General features: G+C 71.5%; 18 protein-coding genes. 10 read left to right on the forward strand and 8 right to left on the reverse strand.

What is annotated here, in order from left to right:
* Window positions 1–103 precede the first annotated feature (103 nt).
* A complete protein-coding gene (locus ACIBAE_RS06795; protein ID WP_399282776.1) occupies window positions 104–514 on the reverse strand; it encodes a nitroreductase/quinone reductase family protein in 411 nt (136 codons plus the stop codon).
* Between the two features lie 11 nt (window positions 515–525).
* Window positions 526–2,016: an aldehyde dehydrogenase family protein gene (locus tag ACIBAE_RS06800; RefSeq protein WP_399282777.1), complete on the reverse strand. Its 1,491-nt coding sequence runs from the start codon at window positions 2,014–2,016 to the stop codon at window positions 526–528.
* 107 nt (window positions 2,017–2,123) lie between these two features.
* On the opposite strand from ACIBAE_RS06800, the gene ACIBAE_RS06805 reads away from it, so the two are divergent.
* From ACIBAE_RS06805 to ACIBAE_RS06815, 3 genes are all read left to right on the forward strand, one after another.
* Complete coding sequence (locus ACIBAE_RS06805; protein ID WP_399282778.1) at window positions 2,124–2,693, forward strand: TetR family transcriptional regulator; 570 nt, start codon at window positions 2,124–2,126, stop codon at window positions 2,691–2,693.
* Between the two features lie 176 nt (window positions 2,694–2,869).
* Complete coding sequence (locus ACIBAE_RS06810) at window positions 2,870–3,985, forward strand: winged helix DNA-binding domain-containing protein (protein WP_399282779.1); 1,116 nt, start codon at window positions 2,870–2,872, stop codon at window positions 3,983–3,985.
* 84 nt (window positions 3,986–4,069) lie between these two features.
* Window positions 4,070–5,746 carry an AMP-binding protein gene (locus ACIBAE_RS06815; protein ID WP_399282780.1) on the forward strand — a complete coding sequence of 559 codons (1,677 nt, stop codon included), beginning with the start codon at window positions 4,070–4,072 and terminating at the stop codon, window positions 5,744–5,746.
* A 186-nt stretch (window positions 5,747–5,932) separates the two neighbouring features.
* Here ACIBAE_RS06815 and ACIBAE_RS06820 read toward each other — a convergent pair whose 3' ends face one another.
* The gene (locus ACIBAE_RS06820; protein WP_399282781.1) at window positions 5,933–6,655 is read right to left on the reverse strand and encodes a hypothetical protein; all 723 of its coding nucleotides are present in this window, start codon (window positions 6,653–6,655) and stop codon (window positions 5,933–5,935) included.
* Between the two features lie 239 nt (window positions 6,656–6,894).
* On the opposite strand from ACIBAE_RS06820, the gene ACIBAE_RS06825 reads away from it, so the two are divergent.
* The 7 genes from ACIBAE_RS06825 to ACIBAE_RS06855 all read left to right on the forward strand — a co-directional run bounded on the left by ACIBAE_RS06825 (window position 6,895) and on the right by ACIBAE_RS06855 (window position 12,157).
* The gene (locus ACIBAE_RS06825) at window positions 6,895–8,088 is read left to right on the forward strand and encodes an NUDIX hydrolase (RefSeq protein ID WP_399282782.1); all 1,194 of its coding nucleotides are present in this window, start codon (window positions 6,895–6,897) and stop codon (window positions 8,086–8,088) included.
* A gap of 112 nt (window positions 8,089–8,200) precedes the next feature.
* The gene (locus tag ACIBAE_RS06830) at window positions 8,201–8,491 is read left to right on the forward strand and encodes a thiamine-binding protein (protein WP_399282783.1); all 291 of its coding nucleotides are present in this window, start codon (window positions 8,201–8,203) and stop codon (window positions 8,489–8,491) included.
* Complete coding sequence (locus tag ACIBAE_RS06835; RefSeq protein WP_399282784.1) at window positions 8,488–8,865, forward strand: helix-turn-helix domain-containing protein; 378 nt, start codon at window positions 8,488–8,490, stop codon at window positions 8,863–8,865. Before ACIBAE_RS06830 ends, ACIBAE_RS06835 begins: the two co-directional genes overlap by 4 nt.
* A gap of 88 nt (window positions 8,866–8,953) precedes the next feature.
* Entirely contained in the window at window positions 8,954–9,481 is a 528-nt protein-coding gene (uraD, locus tag ACIBAE_RS06840; RefSeq protein ID WP_399282785.1) for a 2-oxo-4-hydroxy-4-carboxy-5-ureidoimidazoline decarboxylase, read from the forward strand.
* Window positions 9,478–9,840, forward strand: coding sequence for a hydroxyisourate hydrolase (gene uraH / locus ACIBAE_RS06845; RefSeq protein ID WP_399282786.1), 363 nt, complete (start codon window positions 9,478–9,480; stop codon window positions 9,838–9,840). The genes uraD and uraH overlap by 4 nt, the downstream gene beginning before the upstream one ends.
* 5 nt (window positions 9,841–9,845) lie before the next feature.
* The gene (pucL, locus tag ACIBAE_RS06850) at window positions 9,846–10,763 is read left to right on the forward strand and encodes a factor-independent urate hydroxylase (RefSeq protein WP_399282787.1); all 918 of its coding nucleotides are present in this window, start codon (window positions 9,846–9,848) and stop codon (window positions 10,761–10,763) included.
* 17 nt (window positions 10,764–10,780) lie between these two features.
* Window positions 10,781–12,157, forward strand: a complete 1,377-nt coding sequence (locus ACIBAE_RS06855) for an 8-oxoguanine deaminase (protein WP_399282788.1) — start codon at window positions 10,781–10,783, stop codon at window positions 12,155–12,157.
* A gap of 52 nt (window positions 12,158–12,209) precedes the next feature.
* Here the strand turns inward: ACIBAE_RS06855 and ACIBAE_RS06860 are convergent, their stop codons facing one another.
* From ACIBAE_RS06860 to ACIBAE_RS06880, 5 genes are all read right to left on the reverse strand, one after another.
* Complete coding sequence (locus tag ACIBAE_RS06860) at window positions 12,210–13,277, reverse strand: cytochrome P450 (protein ID WP_399282789.1); 1,068 nt, start codon at window positions 13,275–13,277, stop codon at window positions 12,210–12,212.
* 675 nt (window positions 13,278–13,952) lie between these two features.
* Window positions 13,953–17,240, reverse strand: a complete 3,288-nt coding sequence (locus ACIBAE_RS06865; RefSeq protein ID WP_399282790.1) for a GH92 family glycosyl hydrolase — start codon at window positions 17,238–17,240, stop codon at window positions 13,953–13,955.
* 324 nt (window positions 17,241–17,564) lie between these two features.
* Entirely contained in the window at window positions 17,565–18,440 is an 876-nt protein-coding gene (locus tag ACIBAE_RS06870; protein WP_399282791.1) for a chitosanase, read from the reverse strand.
* 145 nt (window positions 18,441–18,585) lie between these two features.
* Complete coding sequence (locus ACIBAE_RS06875; RefSeq protein WP_399282792.1) at window positions 18,586–19,395, reverse strand: chitosanase; 810 nt, start codon at window positions 19,393–19,395, stop codon at window positions 18,586–18,588.
* A 130-nt stretch (window positions 19,396–19,525) separates the two neighbouring features.
* A complete protein-coding gene (locus ACIBAE_RS06880) occupies window positions 19,526–20,062 on the reverse strand; it encodes a hypothetical protein (RefSeq protein WP_399282793.1) in 537 nt (178 codons plus the stop codon).
* Window positions 20,063–20,239: the final 177 nt, after the last annotated feature.

Raw genomic sequence — 20,239 nt, forward strand, 5'->3', positions numbered from 1 at the left:
GGCCCGGAGGAATCTCCGGGCCGCCGCTCGTCTGCTCCGGGCCACCGCACCCAGGTGGCCGCCGCACCCGTTCGTCCGGCCTGCCACCGCTCGTCCGTGGTCGCTACGCGTCGAAGACGATCTCGAAGAGCGGGCTTCCTTCCAGCCAGGCCTCGACGCTGGTCGGCCGGCTGATGCGGCCGGGGTTGTGCGGCTGGTTCAGGTCGTCGACGAGGACGGTGAAGATCCGGCGCCGCTCGTCCTCGTCGGTGACAGGCACCGCTCGCGCGGGGAGGTCGGCGACGACCCCGTGCTTGAGGTGGAAGGTGAAGGCCGGACGCGCCTTCAGATTGGCGCTCCAGGAGCGCTTGCCGGGCAGCCCGCTCAGGTAGTTCCTGCCGTCGGCGCGGTAGAACCAGATCTCGATCCTGCGGGGCTGTCCGGAGCGGCGGCCGGTGGTGGTGATGTCGACCGTGCGGTCGGCGGCGGACGACGACCTGGTGATCGCGAGCGCCTGTCGTACGGCGGGCTCCATGGCGGGTCCTCTCAGAGCTGGACCATGACGGTCTTGGTCTCGGTGTACGCGTCGAGCACCTCCGTGCCGTGCTCGCGGCCGATGCCGGACTGCTTGAAGCCTCCGAAGGGGAGGATGCCCGCGGTCATCCGACCGTACGTATTGACCCAGACGGTGCCTGCGCGCAGCGCGGCGCTGACGCGGTGGGCGCGCGAGAGGTCGCGGGTCCAGACGCCCGCGGACAGGCCGTAGACGGTGTCGTTGCCGAGGCGGACGGCTTCGGCCTCGTCGGTGAAGGACATGATCGCGGCGACCGGACCGAAGATCTCCTCCTGCGAGACGCGCATGTCGTTGGTGACGTCGTCGATGAGGGTCGGGGGGACGAACAGCCCGGCGCCCGCGTCGACCTCGCCGCCGATGCGGAGGGTGGCGCCGTCCTCGCGTGCCACGTCGAAGTAGGACGTGACGCGCTCGAAGTGCCCGCGCGAGGCGAGCGGTCCCATGCGGGTGTCCGGGTGGAACGGGTCGCCGAGCGTGTACGCGGCCATCTCCTCGCGGAGCAGTTCGGCGAACTCCTCGCGCACGGACTCCTCGACGAAGATGCGGGTGCCCGCGACGCAGCCCTGGCCGGCCCCGGCGCAGAAGCCGAGGGCTGCGGTGGCCGCGGCGGTCCTGAGGTCGGCGTCGGCGAAGACGATGTTCGGTGACTTGCCGCCCAGCTCCAGCGTGACGCGCTTCAGGTTGCCGGTGGACGCCTCCAGGATGTGCTTGCCCACGGCGGTCGAGCCGGTGAAGGAGATCTTGTCCACGTCGGCGTGGTTGATGAGCGCCTCACCGGCGGTACGGCCCATGCCGGTGACGATGTTGACGACGCCGTGCGGCAGATCGGTCCCCGCCAGCAGTTCCCCGAAGCGCAGCGCGGTCAGCGGGGACTGGTCGGCCGGCTTGATCACCAGAGTGTTGCCGGTGGCCAGTGCGGGGCCGAGCTTCCATGCGACCTGGAGCAGCGGGCCGTTCCAGGCGGTGATCGCGCCGACCACGCCGAGCGGCTGGCGGAGCGTGTAGTGCAACTGCGAGGGGTCCGAGGGCGCGGTCTGGCCGTAGACCTTGGTCGGCCAGCCGGCGTAGTGGCGGATGACCTCGACGGAGTGGTCGACGAACCAGCGGGTGAGACCGATCGGTCCGCCCATGTCGAGCGATTCCAGCGTCGCCAGCTCCTCGGCGTTCGCCTCCAGTACATCGGCGATCTGGAGGAGTACGCGGCTGCGCCGGTACGGGGTGATGGCGGACCAGGACGGGTCCTCGAACGCCCGGCGCGCGGCGGCGACGGCCAGGTCGACGTCGGCGGCGTCACCGGCGGCGAAGGAGGTCAGCGTCTGTTCGGTGGTCGGGTCGATCGTCGGCAGCGTCGCGCCGGACCGGGCGGGCACCCACTCCCCGTCGATGAGGAGCTTCTTGGGGCCGCCGCCCAGGAAGGCGGGGGCCGGGCGGGCGGCGGGGTCGAGCGTCAGGGGTGCGAGCACGGGGGAACCTCCAGAGCAGAAACAAACTAGTTTGTTTGTTCTCGTGGCCCGAACGTAACGCCCGCCGCGACGGCTGTCAAACAAACTAGTTGGTTTACGATGAGGACATGAACGCTGGAGAAGCCACGAAACGCCGACTGCTGGACGCGGCCACCGCCGAATTCGCCACCTACGGCATCGCCGGGGCCCGGGTGGACCGGATCTCGGCCCAGGCCAGGGCGAACAAGGCGCAGCTGTACGCCTACTTCGGGAACAAGGAAGGGCTCTTCGACGCCGTCTTCGGCGAGCACCTCGACATGATCGTCAATACGGTGCCGCTGAACGCCGAAGACCTGCCCGGCTACGCGACCGGCCTGTACGACGCCTACCTCGTCCACCCCGAGCTGGTGCGGCTGGCGACCTGGTCCCGGCTGGAGCGCGTCCCGGCGGGCGAGCTGATCACCAACCTTCCGGGGCACGACACGCTGAAACTGGAGTCCATCTCCGCCGCGCAGCGCGCCGGCCTCGTCCATCCCGCCCTCGCTCCCACCGATGTCCTGACCCTGGTCACCGCCATGTCCCTCGCCTGGTCGCCCGCGAGCGTCACCATTGCCGCCACCAAGGACGACGCCGAGGACGAGCACGAACGGCGCCGGAAGGCGCTGCACGAGACCGTGCGCCGCGCGTTCGCGCCCTGACCCTGACCCTGACCCTGACCCTGACCCCGGGCCCGGCCCCGCGCGCGCTGAGCCGGCCCCGCGCGCGCTGACCCTGACTCCTCTGACCCTGACTCCCGCCCGGCCCCGGCGGCGGCCCCTGCGCCGAGGACCGCCGCCGCCCCCGAGGACCGGTGAGGGTCGGTAGCGTGCCCGGCATGGCCCCGAAGTCGACGAACCCCGTGCTCGGCACCCGCGCCCTCAACCGCGCCACCCTGGAGCGTCAGCTCCTGCTGCGCCGCGACGGCCGGTCCGCGAAGGACGCCGTGGCGCATCTGCTCGGACTGCAGGCCCAGAACGTCAAACCGCCGTACTTCCAGCTCGCCGCCCGGCTGGACGGCTTCGTCCCCGGGGACCTGTCCGCGCTGATGGCCGGCCGGGAGACCGGCCGGCTGGTCACGATGCGCTCCACCCTCCACACGCACACCGCCGACGACTGCTTCACCCTCCGCCCGCTGGTGCAGGCCGCGCGCGAGAGGGAGCTGAAGCTGTTCCGCGAGGGACTGACCGGGGTGGACCTGGACCGGCTCACCGCGTACAGCCGTGAACTGGTCGAAGAGCGGCCCAGACCGGTCAAGGAGCTGAGGGAGGCGCTGCTGACGTGCTGGCCCGACGCCGATCCACTGGCGCTCACCGTCGCCGCCCGCTGTCTCCTGCCGCTCGTCCAGACCACCCCGCGCGGGCTGTGGGGCCGCAGCGGGCAAGTCACGCTGACCACCGCCGAGCACTGGTTCGGCCGTCCTGCGCTGCAGGTGCCCGCGCCGGACGCGACCGTCCTGCGCTATCTCGGCGCCTTCGGCCCGGCCTCCGTCAAGGACATGCAGACCTGGTCGGGACTCACCCGGCTGCGGGACGCCTTCGAGCGGCTGCGACCCCGGCTCAGCGTCTTCCAGGACGAGAACGGCGTGGAACTCTTCGATCTCCCGGACGCCCCCAGGCCCGACGAGAACACCCCGGCGCCGCCGCGCTTCCTGCCCGAGTTCGACAATCTGCTCCTCTCGCACGCCGACCGCGCCCGGATCGTCCCGCCCGCGTACCGGGGGCGCGCCTCCCACGGCAACGTCGCCCATCGGGTGCTTCTCGTCGACGGCTTCCTGGCCGGGATCTGGCGGCTGACGGAGACCGGCGACCGCGCGGTCCTGACCGTCGAGTCCTTCGGCAAGCTCAGCCGCCGGCAGGGCACGGAGGTGTCGGAGGAGGGGGAACGGCTGCTCGCCACGATGACCTCGGCCACCTCGTACGACATCCGGTACGGAAGCCTTACGCGTGGCTAGGTCCGGTCCGGGGGTGGTGGGACCGGCACCAGCAATTGCAGGATGCTCAGGATGCTGGTGAACGGTCGGCGATGAGGAGAGCACATGACGGCGAGCAGTGCGACGGACGAGTTCCGGGCGGCCCGGGATTTCCTGCTGGCCCACCGGGAGGATTACGCGACGGCGTACGAGGGCTTCGCCTGGCCGCGCCCCGAACGCTTCAACTGGGCGCTGGACTGGTTCGACCGGATCGCGGAGGACAACGACCGCGTCGCCCTGCACATCGCGGAGGAGGACGGGACCCGTACCCGCGTCACCTTCGCCGAGATGTCCGCCCGCTCCAACCGGGCCGCGAACTGGCTGCGTGAGCAGGGTGTACGGGCGGAGGACCGGATCGTCGTCATGCTCGGCAACCAGGTCGAGCTGTGGGAGACCGCCCTCGCCGCGATGAAGCTGCGCGCCGTCGTCATCCCCGCCACCCCGCTCCTCGGCCCCACCGACCTGCGCGACCGCGTCGAGCGCGGCCGGGCCCGCCATGTGATCGTCCGCTCCGGGGACACCGCGAAGTTCGCGGACATTCCGGGCCGCTTCACCAGGACCGCCGTAGGGGAAGCCGTCCCCGGCTGGCTCCGGTACGAGGACGCGTACGGGCGGCCGGAGACCTTCGAGCCGGACGGCGTCACCCGTGCGGATGATCCGCTGATGCTGTACTTCACCTCCGGCACGACCGCCCGCCCCAAGCTCGTCGAGCACACCCACACCTCGTACCCGATCGGGCACCTGGCCACGATGTACTGGATCGGGCTCAAGCCGGGCGACGTCCATCTGAACATCGCCTCACCCGGCTGGGCCAAGCACGCGTGGTCCAACCTCTTCGCCCCCTGGAACGCCGAAGCGACCGTCTTCATCCACAACTACACCCGCTTCGACCCGGCCAGGCTGATGGCGGAGATGGACCGCGCGGGTGTCACCAGCTTCTGCGCCCCGCCCACCGTGTGGCGCATGCTGATCCAGGCCGATCTCTCCCAGCTGCGCACCCGCCCGCGCGAGGTCGTCGCGGCGGGGGAGCCGCTGAACCCCGAGGTGATCGAGACCGTACGGCGCGCGTGGGGCCTGACGATCCGGGACGGCTTCGGGCAGACCGAGACGGCGGTGCAGGTCGCCAACTCGCCGGGCCAGAAGGTCAAGACGGGTTCCATGGGACGGCCCACCCCGGGCTTCACGGTCGAACTGCTCGACCCGGTCACCGGCGCGCCCGGCGCGCGGGAGGGCGAGATCTCGCTCGACCTCTCCGCCCACCCGGTCGGCCTGATGACCGGGTACCACGGCGACCCCGGGCGGACCGCCGCGTCGATGGCCGGCGGCTACTACCGGACGGGCGACATCGGCGCCCGCGACGACGACGGCTACATCACGTACATCGGCCGCTCCGACGACGTGTTCAAGGCATCCGACTACAAGATTTCGCCCTTCGAGCTGGAGAGCGCGCTGCTGGAGCACGAGGCGGTGGCGGAGGCGGCGGTCGTCCCCGCGCCCGATCCGCTCCGGCTGGCCGTCCCCAAGGCGTACGTCGTCCTCGCCGAGGGCTGGGAGCCGGGCCCGGACACGGCGAAGCTGCTCTTCGCACACTCGCGCGCGGTCCTCGCCCCGTACAAGCGCGTCCGCCGGATCGAATTCGCCGAGCTGCCCAAGACCGTGTCAGGGAAGATCCGCCGGATCGAACTGCGCGAGCGGACCGCCCAGGGCTCGGCCGCCGAATACGACGAGGGCGAGCTGCGATGACGGATCGGGCCGAGGGCCGGGGCCGGATCCAGAACCGTGGCCGGGCTCAGCACCTGGCCGGGTCGCCCTGGTGAAGGCTCGATCTCACGGGGTACCGGCGTAACCCCCGTCGTGCGAAGGGCCGGTGGGACACGTACCTGTCCGCCGCCTGCGTCCCGTCACTTGCGTCCCGTCACCTGCCAGGCGTCACGCTCCGGCCGCGACCAGTTCGTCCGCCGGGCCGTTGACCGGTCGCGGGGCGCCCGTGAGGTCCATGACGAAGAGCGGGACACCGAGGGCGTCCGCGCGGGCGCGCGCGTCGTCCGCGTACCCCGCCAGGGCGAAGAAGACGCTGACCGCCGACGCGTTCAGTCCGTTGAGCCAGAGGCACTCGACGGAACGCATCGAGGCCGGGCTGGTGGTCGGGTCGACCTGGGCGATCACGTCAGGGCCGCGCAGATCGATGCCGGAGGCCGGCTGCGCGTCGGCCTGGACGACGCTCCGGAAGCCCAGCCAGCCCAGATAGAGCGCCGCGGCCGTCACCGCGTCACGGGCCGTACGGATCGTCGGCGGCCGGAACGCGGGACGCGCCGCGGGGGTGGTGCGCGGCAGTGGGATGTGCGCGGGCCGCCGGTCGGTGGCCGCCCCGGCGGCCCCGGCCGCTTCATCCACCGCGCGCACCGGGATGCGCAGGGTCGTGCCGCACGCGCACCCCAACTCCGGCTGTGGCCAGTGGCCTTGATGTCCGCACGCACCACAGCGGACCGCCACCCACTGCTGCGCCCATGTGCGGTGGGTGACCGGCTCCACGGGTACGCCACGGGCCACCGGCGGCGCGACCGTCGCGCCGCACGCGCAGGGATGGACCGTCGCCATGAAGGTGTGGTGGCGACCGCAGGACGGACAGCGCACCGAAACGCCCTCTGCCATCAGGCCCCCCTTCGACCGTGCTCCGTACGTCCATCGTCCACCACGGGCGAGGCGCGGGGGAGGGAGTTCGCCGATCCGGTGCGCGGCAGGCGCCGGGCCCGTCCCATACCACCTGATCGTGTGGATTCGCCGGGTCTTCGCCCGCCCTCAACACCCGTTGCCCGAAGGCTGGATACAGTCGTGATCCCGTCCGGCACGGCGCGCCCGGATCGTCCCGCCGTCCCGCCTGGAGGCCCCGCATGACACACAGCCTGAGTGAATCCGCCGCGCGCGCCGCGTCCCTCCCGGCCGGACAGCGCGAGCCCGTGGGGGTGATGGACCCGGCGGAGTACGCGCGCTCCCGGGCCGGTTTCTGGGGCGGCTCCGCCGTCCTGTTCACCGATACCCGTGGCAGGGTCCTCCTCGTGGACCCCGTCTACCGCCCCGGCACCCTGCTGCTGCCGGGCGGCGGGATGGACCAGCACGAGCACCCGTCGGCCGCGGCGGCCCGCGAGAGCACCGAGGAGCTCGGCCTGACGCCGGCGCTCACCCGGCTGCTGGCGGTCGACTGGGTCAGCCGCGACCATCCCGAACTGGCGGAGGTGTACGGATTCCCCGGCGAGGCCCAGTTCGTCTGGGACGGCGGGGAGTTGGCGGACCACGAGATCGAACGCATCCGGCTGCCGGCGGACGAACTCGCCGGGTATCTGTTCCTGCCTCCCGCCGAGGCCGCCGCCAGGATGTTCCCGCTCGACGCCCGGCGCATGATCGCAGCCCTGCGCGCCCGCATCGACGGCGCGGGCCCCGAGGTCCTCCAGGACGGTGAACCGGTCGGCGCGCCCTCCGTACTCCACCGCGCGCGGGTGGTGCCGCGGCCTTCCGCCACGTACCGCGACGTGCCCTGGTACCCGGACACCCCGGTGCCCTCCGGTCTGCCCGCGAAGCAGGCCTGGCTGTGGGCCTTCACCCCTGACGGGCGTGTCGTGGTCCTGGTGGATCCGCGCGACGGCCATGTGGTCCTGCCCGGCGGCACGGTCGAGCCCACGGACCGGGATCCGGCCGCGACGGCGGTGCGCGAGTGCGCCGAGGAGGCCGCCCTGCGGGTGCGGGACGTGACGTACATCGGTTATCTGCTCGACGGGGACGGCTCGGTCTACGGTCCCGGCACCGGACCCAACGCCAGGACCCGTTTCATCGCCCGGGCGGAATCCCTCGGGCCCGCCGCCAAGGACACCGCCACCGGCGCCACGTACGGACGGCTCCTCGTGAGCCCCCGCCAGGCGGCCGATCTGCTCGGACTCGGCCGGGCCGGCCGCGAACAGGCCCAGCACGCGGCCCGCGCGGCCGACGCCCGCTGGGGCATCGGCCTGTCAGGGGCCCGCCAGGCCGAGGAGATCTCCCCCGGGGGTGCCGTGCTGGCGCGGGAGGTACCGGTGGCGCGGAAGGCCGGGTGAGCGTCCTCGCCTCCCGGACGGTGCGCGACGCGGGTTAGGGTCGTCCCCGAGCCGCCCGGGGCCACGGACGCCGCCCTGCCCCTGAAGGCCGGCCCAGGGCGGTGGAGGCGCAGTGCGATTGAGTGTGGAGTTCACGACCGAACCCTTCGACCTCGACGAGACACCCGCGCACGCGGTGGTGGCCCGTGAGGCCGTCCAGGGTGCCGGGCTGGACGCCGTCGATGTCGGACCGTTCGGCACCACGGCCGAAGGGGGTGCCGACGCCGTGCTGGCAGCGGTGTACACCCTGCTGCGCGCGTCGCTCGCCGCCGGCGCGACCCGGGTCTCGCTCCAGGTCAATGTGCTGGCGGAAGGCGCGGAAGGCGCCGTCGGCGTCGGCGCGGCCACGGAGGCCGGCCGGTGACCGACTCCCCCGACCACCCCTTCATCGCGGCGGTGAAACCGCTGGTCGACGCCGTGGGCGGTGAGCTGATGGCCCCCCACGAGGCCCAGCCCGACGATGTCGTGCTCACCTGGGAGGGCGAGGAGCTGCTGGCCGTGCGGCTGCCGCAGCTGTCGGATTCCCTGGACCACGTCCTGGCCGCCCTGGAGCGCCGGCACGGCATGCCGCTCGCCGAGCTGGACCGTAAGTCCAAGCAGTCCGTCGTACGGATACTGGAGGCGCGCGGCGCCTTCTCCGTACGGCACGGTGTGGAGACGGTGGCGGGCGCCCTCGGAGTCAGCCGCTTCACCGTCTACAACTACCTGAACAGGGAGCACGGCGCCCCGGGCGCGTGACCGGTATACGAAATTCAACAAAGTGTTGACGTGATCCCGCGCAGGGCGTTAGCTGTGCAGCCCGCCCAGCACCGCCACGGAGGTGCCCGTGACTTCGACCTCGACACCGGGCCTCGCCCGCTTCAACACCTCTCCCGGCAGCGTCGCCCTCGCCGCCCTGCACGAGGTGTGCGCCAGTCCGGCGTGGGGGAGCGAGCTGCTCGCCCGTCGTCCGTACGCCACCGTGGACTCCCTCCTCGCCGCCAGTGACACCGCGACCGGTGCGCTGGCCGACGCCGATCTGGCCGAAGCGATGGCGGGGCATCCGCCGATCGGCCGGCCGGCCCCCGGCGACCCGGCCTCCTCCCGCGAGCAGCGGGGCATGAGCGACGCGTCCGACGAGGTGCGCGCGGAGACGCTCGAACTGAACCTGGCCTACCAGGACACCTTCGGGCACGTCTTCCTGATCTGCGCCACCGGCCTGAGCGGCGAGCGGATGCGGGACGCGCTGAAGGCCCGGCTCCGCAACACGCCGGAGCGGGAGCGCGCGATCGCGCGCACCGAGCTGGGCAAGATCAACCGCATCCGGCTGGCCCGCCTCATGGAAGCCGGCCATCCCGTGGCAGAGGGGAAGTGAGGAGCTTGCGTACGGCCTCCGTGTCCACCCACATCCTGGACACCAGCACCGGACGTCCCGCCGGGGGCGTCCCCGTGGCGCTCGCGGTCCGCGCCGGTCCCGACGCCGCGTGGGTGGCGCTCGGGGATTCGGCGACCGACGCGGACGGGCGCTGCAAGGACCTCCCGGCGCTGCCGGAGTCCACGACCCACGCACGTCTCGACTTCGAGACCGGGACATACCTGTCGAAGGTCTCCCACGACGGCGGTCCGCCGTTCTTCCCGGAGGTGGCCGTCACGTTCACCGTCAGCCCCGGCGAGCACTTCCACGTACCGCTGCTGCTCAGTCCGTTCGGCTACTCCGTATACCGAGGGAGCTAGCGGCCATGCCCACGACGCTCGGCCAGAACCAGTACGGCAAGGCGGAGACCCGCGTCGTCAGGATCACGCGCGACGGCGCCACCCACCACATCAAGGACCTGAACGTCTCGGTCTCCCTCTCCGGAGACCTGGCGGACGTCCACCACTTCGGCGACAACGCCCATGTCCTGCCGACCGACACCATGAAGAACACGGTGTACGCGTTCGCCAGGGAGCGCGGCATCGAATCCGCCGAGGCGTTCGGCATCGAGCTCGCCCGGCACTTCGTGGCCGGCCAGGAGCCGATCCACCAGGCGCGCGTACGGATCGAGGAGTACGGCTGGGAGCGCATCGGCACGGGGGACGGCGAGGCGCGGGAGACCGGGCATTCCTTCGTCCGCACCGGCCAGGAGACCCGCGTCACCCAGGTCACGTACGACGGGGAGAGATGGCAGGTCATCTCGGGACTCACGGACCTGACCGTGCTGAACTCGACGAACTCCGAATTCTCCGGGTTCGCCAGGGACCGGTACACCACACTCCAGGAGGCGCACGACCGTATCCTCGCGACCGACGTCTCCGCCCGCTGGCGCTACGGCTGGACCGGTGGCGACGAGCCGGCGCCGGACTGGGACGAGTCCTACCGGCAGGCGAAGAAGCACCTGCTCCAGGCCTTCGCCGAGACGTACTCCCTCTCGCTCCAGCAGACCCTCCACCAGATGGGGGCGCGGGTCATCGACAGCCGTGACGAGATCGACGAGATCCGGTTCGCGCTGCCGAACAAGCACCACTTCCCGGTGGACCTGGAACCCTTCGGGATCGAGAACGTCACCGCCGACGGGGCCGTCTACCTCGCCGCCGACCGGCCGTACGGCCTGATCGAGGCCACCGTCCTGCGCGACGGAACCGAGCCGCGGATCCCGCTGGACCTGACCCATCTCTGACCCGGAAGAGGAACGCCATGGCGGCTTCGCGCATCGTCATCGAGAACTGCGCCATCGCGACCGTGGACGCGGACGACACCGAGTACGCCTCGGGCCACATCGTCGTCGCGGACAACCGCGTCGAATCGGTCGGTACGGGCAAGGCGCCCGCGCGCCTGGAGAACGTGGTCCGCCGGATCGACGGCGCCGGCCACCTCGCCACCCCCGGCCTGGTCAACACGCACCACCACTTCTACCAGTGGCTCACCCGGGGACTCGCCACCGACAAGAACCTCTTCGACTGGCTGGTCGCGCTCTACCCGACCTGGGCGCGCATCGACGAACCGATGGCGCACACCGCCGCACTCGGCTCCCTCGCGATGATGGCCCGGGGCGGTGTCACCACCGCGACGGACCACCACTACGTCTACCCGCGCGGCGCCGGCGACCTGTCCGGCGCGATCATCGGGGCCGCCGCCGAGACGGGCGTACGGTTCACCCTCGCCCGGGGCTCCATGGACCGGGGGGAGTCGGACGGCGGGCTGCCCCCCGACTTCGCGGTCGAGTCCCTCGACAGCGCCCTCGCCGCGACCGAGGAGACCATCGACAGGCACCACGACGCCTCCTTCGACGCGATGACCCGGATCGCGGTCGCCCCGTGCTCACCGTTCTCCGTGTCCACCGAACTGATGCGGCAGGCAGCGGAGCTGGCGCGGCACAAGGGCGTCCGACTGCACACCCACGGCAGCGAGACCGTGGAGGAGGAACAGTTCTGCAAGGAACTGTTCGGCAGGGGACCCACCGACTACTTCGAGTCGACCGGCTGGCTCGGCTCCGACGTATGGATGGCGCACTGCGTCCATATGAACGACTCCGACATCGCCGCCTTCGCCCGCACGGGCACGGGCGTCGCGCACTGCCCGTCCTCCAACGCCCGGCTGGCCGCCGGGATCGCCCGGGTCCCCGACATGCTCCGGGCCGGCATCCCGGTCGGCCTCGGTGTCGACGGCACCGCCTCCAACGAGTCGGGCGAACTCCACACCGAGCTGCGCAACGCCCTGCTGATCAACCGCCTCGGCGCTCATCGCGAGGCGGCCCTGAACGCCCGGCAGGCGCTGCGCCTCGGCACGTACGGCGGCGCCCAGGTCCTCGGCCGGGCCGACGAGATCGGTTCGATCGAAGCCGGCAAACTGGCCGACCTGGTGCTCTGGAAGATGGACACGCTCGCCCACGCCTCCATCGCCGACCCGGTCGCCGCGCTGGTCCTCGGCGCCGCCGCGCCGGTCACGCTCTCCCTCGTCAACGGCAGGACCGTCGTCGAGGACGGTCGCCTGACCAGGGTGGACGAGGACACCATCGCCCGCTCCACGCGGAGCGAGGCACGGCGCCTCGCGCGAATCGCGGCCGGGGACTGAGCCCGGCGGGCGATGGGCGGCGATCAGGGACAGGGGTTCAGCGGAGAGGGGATCAGCGGACAGCGGGTGAGCGGGCTTCCCTGACGTGATTCACGTCCAGGCGGGCGACGGTGAGGATCGGCCGTACCTCGACCCGGGCGACGCGCTGGGACGGATTCACCGCGAGGCGGCCCACGCCCCGCTCCCACGCGTACTCGGCGAGCTGCACCACCTGGGACCGGGCCCAGCAGCGGTCGGTCCCGGAGCCGAACGGGACGAAGTCCGTCAGCGACTCCGGATCGGTGACGGCGGACCACCGCGCGGGGGCGTAGACGGAAGGCTCGTCCCAGGTCAGCGGATTTCTGTGGGCGAGCAGCGGGCAGAGGAGGAGACCGTCCCCCGGCCCTATCAGCGGGTGGAGGTCCGCGTATTCCCGGCCCGCCTGCCGGGAGAGGAGCCAGGAGGGAGGCAGCAGGCGCAGTGTCTCCAGGAAGATGTCCCTCGTGCGGGCGCCCGAAGGCCGCTCCGACTCCAGGTACACCGCGTTGGTGAGCAGCGCGGCGACCGCCGAGCACAGGGCGTTGGCGGTGCGCCGGTACAGCCGCAGGGCGATGGAGCGGTGCGGTGCCTCCGGGTCCATGAGCAGCCGCGAGAGCGCTGACTCCGCCATGTCGCCGCCGGCGCGGGACGGCACGGATCCCGTCGGTACGGCTTTCGTCAGAGCGGCTTTCGCCAGGCCCATGGCCGTTCTGCTGTTGGGCGTACGCACGAGCATCCGCAGGAACCAGGGGTCGTGCCGGAAAAGCAGCCGCGCGAGGTGCCGGGAGCCCGCTCGGGGCCATATGCCCAGCAGGTGCTCGGGGTCGGAGGTCCAGGCGGCGGAGTCGGCGGCTGTGGCGGCTCGTATGTCCTGCGCCAGGGCCCGCATGACCTGTTTGCGCGTTTCCGGGTCGACCCGTGTTCGTTCGACGGGACGGAACACGGAGCTCTCGAAGTCATGGATGGTGCGGCGGGACATCGCCTCACGCAGCAGGGCGCCGTCCGCTATGCCGACCGTTCTCGGGTCGACCCGGAAAGCCTCGGTGCCCACGTGCTCGCGGAGAAGCTGCTCGATCTTCGGATCGAACGTCAGGTGCGGCATGCTGAGCCTCCTCGGAAAATGCGGAGCCGGGTCGGGCCCGTAACGGCCCGACCCGGCTCCGCCGGTGTTCACCTGACGGCTGTGATCAGCGGCCGGGGTAGGCCGGCCACGTGGCGGCGTGCAGGTTGCCGCTGATGCCGAGAGTGCGCTTGGCGATACGAATGATCTTGGACATTCCAACTCCTTCGGGTGGGGCGGGCGATGGAGTCACTGTGGCTCCGGGGCGCCGCTGTCCGCAAGATCGACAAGGAGTCCGGCCGGGCCGCTCCGTATGTTTCAGGCCAGCGAAGCCTGCCCGTCGGCCGCGTCCGCTCGGTCGGCTTCTGTGGGGAATCGTCCCGCGCGGCGGGAGCCGGCGCGGCGCCGCGCTCATCGGGACGTAAGACGATGTCCGACCAGCGGATTCCCCGGCCGCTGTCGCCATGATCGAAGTTGACCGATTGCCTTGTCACGGGAAGCCGCGACAAGGGGGCCGGATGAGCCGTTGCCGTTGCCGTTGCCGTTGCCGTTGCCGTTGCCGTTGCCTTGGTCGGGGTCGGGGTCGGGGTCGGGGTCGGGGTCGGGGTCGGCGGGCATCCGGCGGACACGGACGAGGGGGTGCCCGGCAGCCTCGTCGGCTGCCGGGCACCCCCTCATGTCCCGTGCGCCCTCGACCGGGCGCGGGCCGGGCGGGCGTCAGGCGGTCGCCACCGCGAACACGTGGATCGTGCCGCCGTCGGCCGTGACCGGCAGCGTCACACTCGCGAGCCGCTTGCCGGAGGTCAGCGCGATCGGCGCGAGGGCGAAGACGTCCGTGCCCACCTGGTCCACGCCACCGCCCGACACATCGCGGTACGCCGTGTGCACGGCCACCGTATTGCCGAACGACGGCTGCTCGGTGCCGCCCCCGAGCGTCCAGTCGCTGAAGCCGATCTCCGCCTGCCGCGTCGTGCCGTCCGTGTACGTGAGCGTCACGGTCCCGGTCGTCGACCCGTTGATGGCACTGCCCAGCAGGCTCAGCTTCGTGGCCCCCTCGGACGACGCCGACACGTCGAGCACCTGGCCGCCGCCGCCCACCTCGATGTTGTCCGGCTCACCGGCCTCCGCATCCGGCCAGGTGAAGTCGAAGCCGCCGGCCGAGACGGTGCCGCCGGGCCGAGCGCCCGCCACCGCGAGGGCCTTCGCCGAGTAACTCCAGCCCTGGCCGTCGAAGTTGGCCGCCGGATTCGTGTCGTCGGCCGAGATGCCCGCGTTGTTGAGGTTCCACAGCACACTGTCGCGCGCGGCGACCGTCACGGCCAGGGACGTCTTCGGCAGCGCCGTACCGCCGGACGAGGCGAAGGTCACCGGCACGGAGAAGAAGCCCGGCCGGCCGCCGGCCGCCGCCGAGACCGCGATCTTCGCGTCGGCCGAGCCGCCGCCGGGCACCGTGAAGTCACCTTCGGACGGCGTCACCGTGAGACCGGCGGGCGGTGCCGCCGTCCAGTGCACCGTGGTGGCCGCGTCCTGGAGCGTCTGCACCTTGACCGTCGACTCCGCCGCCGCGCCGCCCGGTTCGATCTTCACCTGTCCCGGATTCGTCCCGGTGAAGAACGGCACACCGCCCTCACGGAAGGACGGCGGGGCGTCGGCCGGAGCGCTGCCCCACGAGGTGTTCGGCTCGCTGCCCAGCGTGAAGTCCAGGGTGCCGCCGTTCGTGACGAACGAGGCGGGGACCCACGGCTTGGTCGACTTCCTGCCGTTGGTCTTCAGCGACTGGATGTACGGGTGGTCGGCCCCGGCCTTCGGGGCGTTGACCGTGATGGTCCTGCCGTGTCCGGTGCGGATCACGGCGTGCGGGAAGAGCGGCGCCGAGAGCACCAGGTCCGCGCGGCTGGGAACCTGCGGATACATGCCCAGCGCGGAGAAGACGTACCACGACGACATCGTCCCGGCGTCGTCGTTGCCCGGGATGCCGCCGGGGGTGTCCGTCCACAGTGTGTCGAGTTCCGCGCGGACCGTCTCCTGCGTCTTCCAGGGGGCGCCCAGGTAGTTGTAGAGGTACGGCGTGTTGATGTCCGGCTCGTTGGTCGGGTCGTAACGCGTCGGGTCCTCGGCCGAGAAGTCGAACGTGCCGTCCGGGGCGCGGAAGAACGCGTCGAGCCGCGCCGTCGCCGCCTCGTTGCCGCCCATGGCGCGGGCCAGACCTGCCACGTCCGAGTAGACCATCCAGGTGTAGCGGGCGCTGGTCCCCTCGACGAAGCCGCTCTCGGTGCTCGGGCTGAACGATCCGCCGGACCAGGTCCCGTCGGACGTGCGGTCCCGCATGTAGCCCGCGCCCGGGGTGGCGTTGGGGTCGAAGACGTTCATCCAGTTCCCGGAGCGCTCCAGGAACTTCTTCTCGTTCGCGCGGTCGCCGGTCGCAGCGGCGAGCCGCGACAGGCCGTAGTCGGCCGCCGCGTCCTCCAGCGTCTCGGCCGCCCCGCCCCAGCAGTGGCAGCTGTCGGCCGGTACGTAACCGAGCGTCAGGTACTTGTCGAGAGCGGGCCGCTGCCCGACGCACTCGACGTTGCAGCCCGCGCTGTCGGAGTCGTTCGCCGTCGGCACGGTCGCGGCCGTGATGAGCGAGCGCAGCGCGCCCTTGACGTCGAAGTCATCGCCGCCGAAGGCGTGGATGCCGGCCAGCGCGGCGGCCGACGGGTCGCCGGACATCACGCTCGTCTTGCCGTTCTCCAGCAGCCAGCGGTCCCATTCGCCGTCGCGCTGCTTGGCGAAGTTGAAGAGGGACTGGGCGTAGTCGCTCGCGGCCTTCGGGTTGAGCAGGGCCATCAACTGCACCTGCGCGCGGTACTGGTCCCAGCCGGAGAAGGTGCCGTACTGCGCCTTCTGCCCCTTGGCCAGCTGGTGCGGCGTGCGGTCGGCGCCCAGGTACCGGCCGTCGACATCGCTGGTCAGGGTGGGTTCGAGCATCGAGTGGTAGAGCGCGGTGTAGAACGTGCCGCGCTGGTCGTCGGTGCCGCCGCTCACCTTGATCTTGTCCAGTTCACGCTTCCAGGCGGTGGCCGCCGCCGACTTCACGGCGTCGAAGCTCTTGCCGGGCGGGTTCTCGGTGCGCAGATTGGCCTCCGCGTTCCGCGCGCTGACGTACGAGATCGCCACCTTCGCCTGGACCTGCCGGGTGCCGTCGGCGAACGTGACATAGGCGCCGGAGCCCTTGCCCGCCGCCGGGACACCGGTCGTGCCGTAACCGGTTCCGCCGGTGGCCGAGGTGGACCCGGGGCTGAGGGTCTTGTCCGTCCAGGTCCCGACCTTGGCGAACGGCTGGTCGAAGTGGGCGGTGAAGTACAGCGTGTACAGGTCGTGGCGGTTGTTCGGGCTCTGCGGGCCGCAGAAGTTGCCCGCGCTGACCGAACCGGTCACCGTCCTGGCGGCGGCGTCCACCGTGACGGTCGCGTCGCCGCTGCCGCTCTCCGAGTTGGAGGTGCGGAAGAGCATGCTGGCCGGCCGGTCGGCGGGGAATCCGAACCGGCCGGAGCCGGTGCGGGCGGTGGCGGTGAGCTCCGCGCTCGCGCCGCTGTCCAGGCCGACCCGGTAGTAGCCGGCCTTCGCGGTCTCGTTGGCGTGGGAGAAGGTGGCCGCGTACGTCGCGTCCGTGCTGTCGGCGGTCGGTGAGGAGTCGACGTCGCCCACGTACGGCATGACCGGGATGTCGCCGTTGGCTCCGTAACACCCGACGCCGTTGAGGTGGGTGAGGCTGAAGCCGCGGATCTTCGTCGCGCCGTACTCGTAACCGCCCGGGGCGGGGGTCGAGACCTGGCTGCCCCGGGAGTTCTGCGGGCTCCACGCCAGCATGCCGAAGGGCTGTACGGCGCCGGGATAGGTGTTGCCCGCGTTGGTCGTGCCGATCAGCGGATCGACATAGGAGACCGGGTCCTTGACCTCGCCCCGGCCGGCCGGGGCCGCCGAGGCGGGCGGGACGGTCAGGGTCATCGCCAGGGCCGCCATGGCGGCCACCGCGACGCCGCCGAGGGTCCGGCGTCCGAGAAGCCGTCGTTCGGGGGTCCGGCGTTTTGGATGAGTCCGAGGCACCAGTGTGTCCGACACCGTTCCTGCCCTTCGCGTGACTGTTCCGACAACGTTGTCATGAATCGGTCAGGATGGTCCTCTGGTTGATCGGGACGTGTCAAGGGTTGCGGGAACGCGGCGTTCTACGTGACCGGCGCGCGGCCACGCGGCGAGGGCGGCGAGGGCGGCGACCCGGCGGTCGCCGTGGACGCGACCGGCGGGTGCGACGGGGCCACGCGCCGGACATGGCCCCGTCGCGGCGCCTCACCCGATGTGGAACCTGTCGCCGTAGACCTTCCAGTCGAGCGGCGGTTCCAGGTTCAGATTGCCCGCGTCGAGGAAGACCCGCTGTTCCGTGTCCACCCGGGTGGTGTCGGAGTGCGCCTCCTCCTGGTTCATGGCCCAGACCCGGGCATCGAGGTACGCGTTCAGATACTCCGTCTCGTCGCCACCCTGGGCCGGGGTCCGCGCCACGTCGAGCGCCCGCTGCCGGATGCTGCCGAAGCTGGTGTCGTCGTCGCCGTCGCCGTGCATCACGATGGCGTCGTAGTAGATGAACTGCCCGAGCGTGCCCAGGCCGTCCTGCTTGGCGCGCGCCACGGCCGGGTCGAAGTAGACCCGGTCGCGTTCGTCGTTCTGCGCGGTTCGGAAGGCGGGGTCCCCGGCGGCCTCTTCCCAGGCGCCGGTGAAGCCCGGGTCGAGCCCCTGGTGCGAATCCGTGCCGTCGACCTGGCGCAGCGCCGGCAGGTACGGGGCGAGGGGGTTGCCGGGCTCGCGATCGGTGTAGAGCTCGACGAGGTCCAGCATGTCGCCCGTGCCGGAGCAGAATCCGATGATGCCCGCCGTGTAGCCGCGGCCGTCGTCGATGTCCTCGATGTAGCCGTACTGCGCCTGCCAGTCCAGCGAGGAGTTCTCCGCGCTGGAGACGAGCCGCATGGCGATGTCCTTCTTCGCCGGGTCGTCGAGCCCGTCGGCTGTCACGCGTGCCTCCTGGTGGGCGGCGGTCGGGCCGGAGCCGGCCGGCCCCGGAGCCGCCGTGTTCGCCAGCGCCGTGGTGGGAACGGCGACCAGTGCCAGGCCGAGCAGAATGTGCGGAAGGAGCCTGAGTCGACGTGTGGTGCGTATGTGAGGGGTGGGCACCTGACCTCCTGTGGGGGGAGTACGTGCTTCGCTCTTCTGTTAGGAAGCTTTCCTACCAACAGTTCGAGGCGGCGTACACCTGTTCCATGTAAAGAAGAGGTGAGGGCCTGTCAGGCGGTGCTGCGACCGCCGGCTCCGGGCCGCTCTACCCGGCGGCGATGTGGTAACTGTCGCCGTACACCTTCCAGTCGAGCGGTGTATCGAGGTTCAGATTGCCCGCGCGCAGGAACACCCGCTGGGCCGTGTCGACGCGGCTGGTGTCGGAGTGGGACGGTTCGCTGCGCATGGCGGCGGCCCGCGCGTCCAGAAACGCGTTGAGATACGCCTTCTCGCCGCCCCCCTGCGCGGGGGACGCGGCCTTGCGCAGGGCGTTCTCACGGATCGTACGGAAACCGACCGTGCCCCTGCTGTCCCCGTAGCCGTGCATCACATACGCGTCGTAGTAGATGAACTGCCCGAGTGTGCCCAGCCGGTCGGCCTTCGCGCGCGCGACGGCGGGGTTGAAGTACAGCCGGTCCCGCTCCGCGTCCTGGGCCGCGCGCATGGCGGAGTCGTCGGAGGCCTTCTTCCAGGCGTCGGTGAAGGGTTGGCCGAGCCCCGCGTGCGAGTCGGTGCCGTCGACCGCGCGCAGGGCGGGCAGGAAACGCCCGAGCGCGCTGCCCGGCCGGGCCTTCTCGTACCGCTGGACGACCTGCAGGAGATCGCCGCAGCCGGAGCAGAAGCCCACGAGGCCGGCGGTATAGCCGCGTCCGTCTCCGATGTCCTCGATGTAGCGGTACTGCCGCTGCCAGTCCAGCGAGGAGTTCTCCGCGCTGGAGACCAGCCGCATCGCGATCTCCTTCTTCGCCGGATCCGCCAGCCCGGCGGACGCACCGGAGGCGGCGGCGCACGCGGCGCAGATGACGAGGACGACCGGCACCAGGACGAGCAGCAGCCGGCGGAGCGTGTGGATCACGTATCGGACCTTTTCCCCATGGTGCGGATCGGACAGGTCCTGAGATTACGTGAGCCGACCGGGATCATCCCGTATGCGCGGTGGACGGAGGGTGAACCATGCCGGAGGCCGCCACGCCCGCGGCCCTCACTCACCAGGGCTTCCCGATCACCGGGCAGGTATGCCACAGATCGGCCCCGGCGGTGAGCAACTCCAGCACGGCGTGCCGCTCACCGGGATCCCACGTGGCGGACTCGTTGCCGAACAGCTTCTCGTAGGCGCTGTTGTGCACCGCGCCCTGCTCGGGAAGCCGGTGTGCCGCGTCGAGGCCGCGCGCCAGATCCTCGAAGAAGTTCCAGGCATTCAGCACCGCGCCCGGCGGTACCTTCCGGCCGACCGGATCGTCCAGCCAGTGCCACAGCCGGGCCAGCTCCAGCGTGTCGACCGCTGTGTCGGCCAACCGCAGCCCCCGCCGTCGCGCGTACCCGCGCGCCTGCCGTCCGGTCACGAACACCGGCACCGCCCGATGTCCCTGCCCTGGCACGGTGAACACCTGGTCCGGGTCGTCGCCCCGGCCGCCGGTCCACAGCACGACCCCGGCACGTCCCCGTCCGCGCACCCGGTACGCGTAAAGCCGTCCCCTCGCACGGACGGTGGCGAACCCGTCCGCCTCCTCGATCATGGCCACACCCTCACCCTGACAGGTCCCCACCGGAGCCGGCACCGTGTTTTCCCCGGTCGTCTTTTCACCGGTCGTTCCCGGGGCTCACGCGACATGACCCCGCCCGCCGCCCTTCTCGGCTTCCGGTCAGGCGGCTTCCGGTCAGGCGGCCTCCGATCGGGCGGCCTCCCGGTGCGCGCCCCG

It is taken from the genome of Streptomyces sp. NPDC051569 (genome assembly GCF_044454085.1).
Lineage (GTDB): Bacteria > Actinomycetota > Actinomycetes > Streptomycetales > Streptomycetaceae > Streptomyces.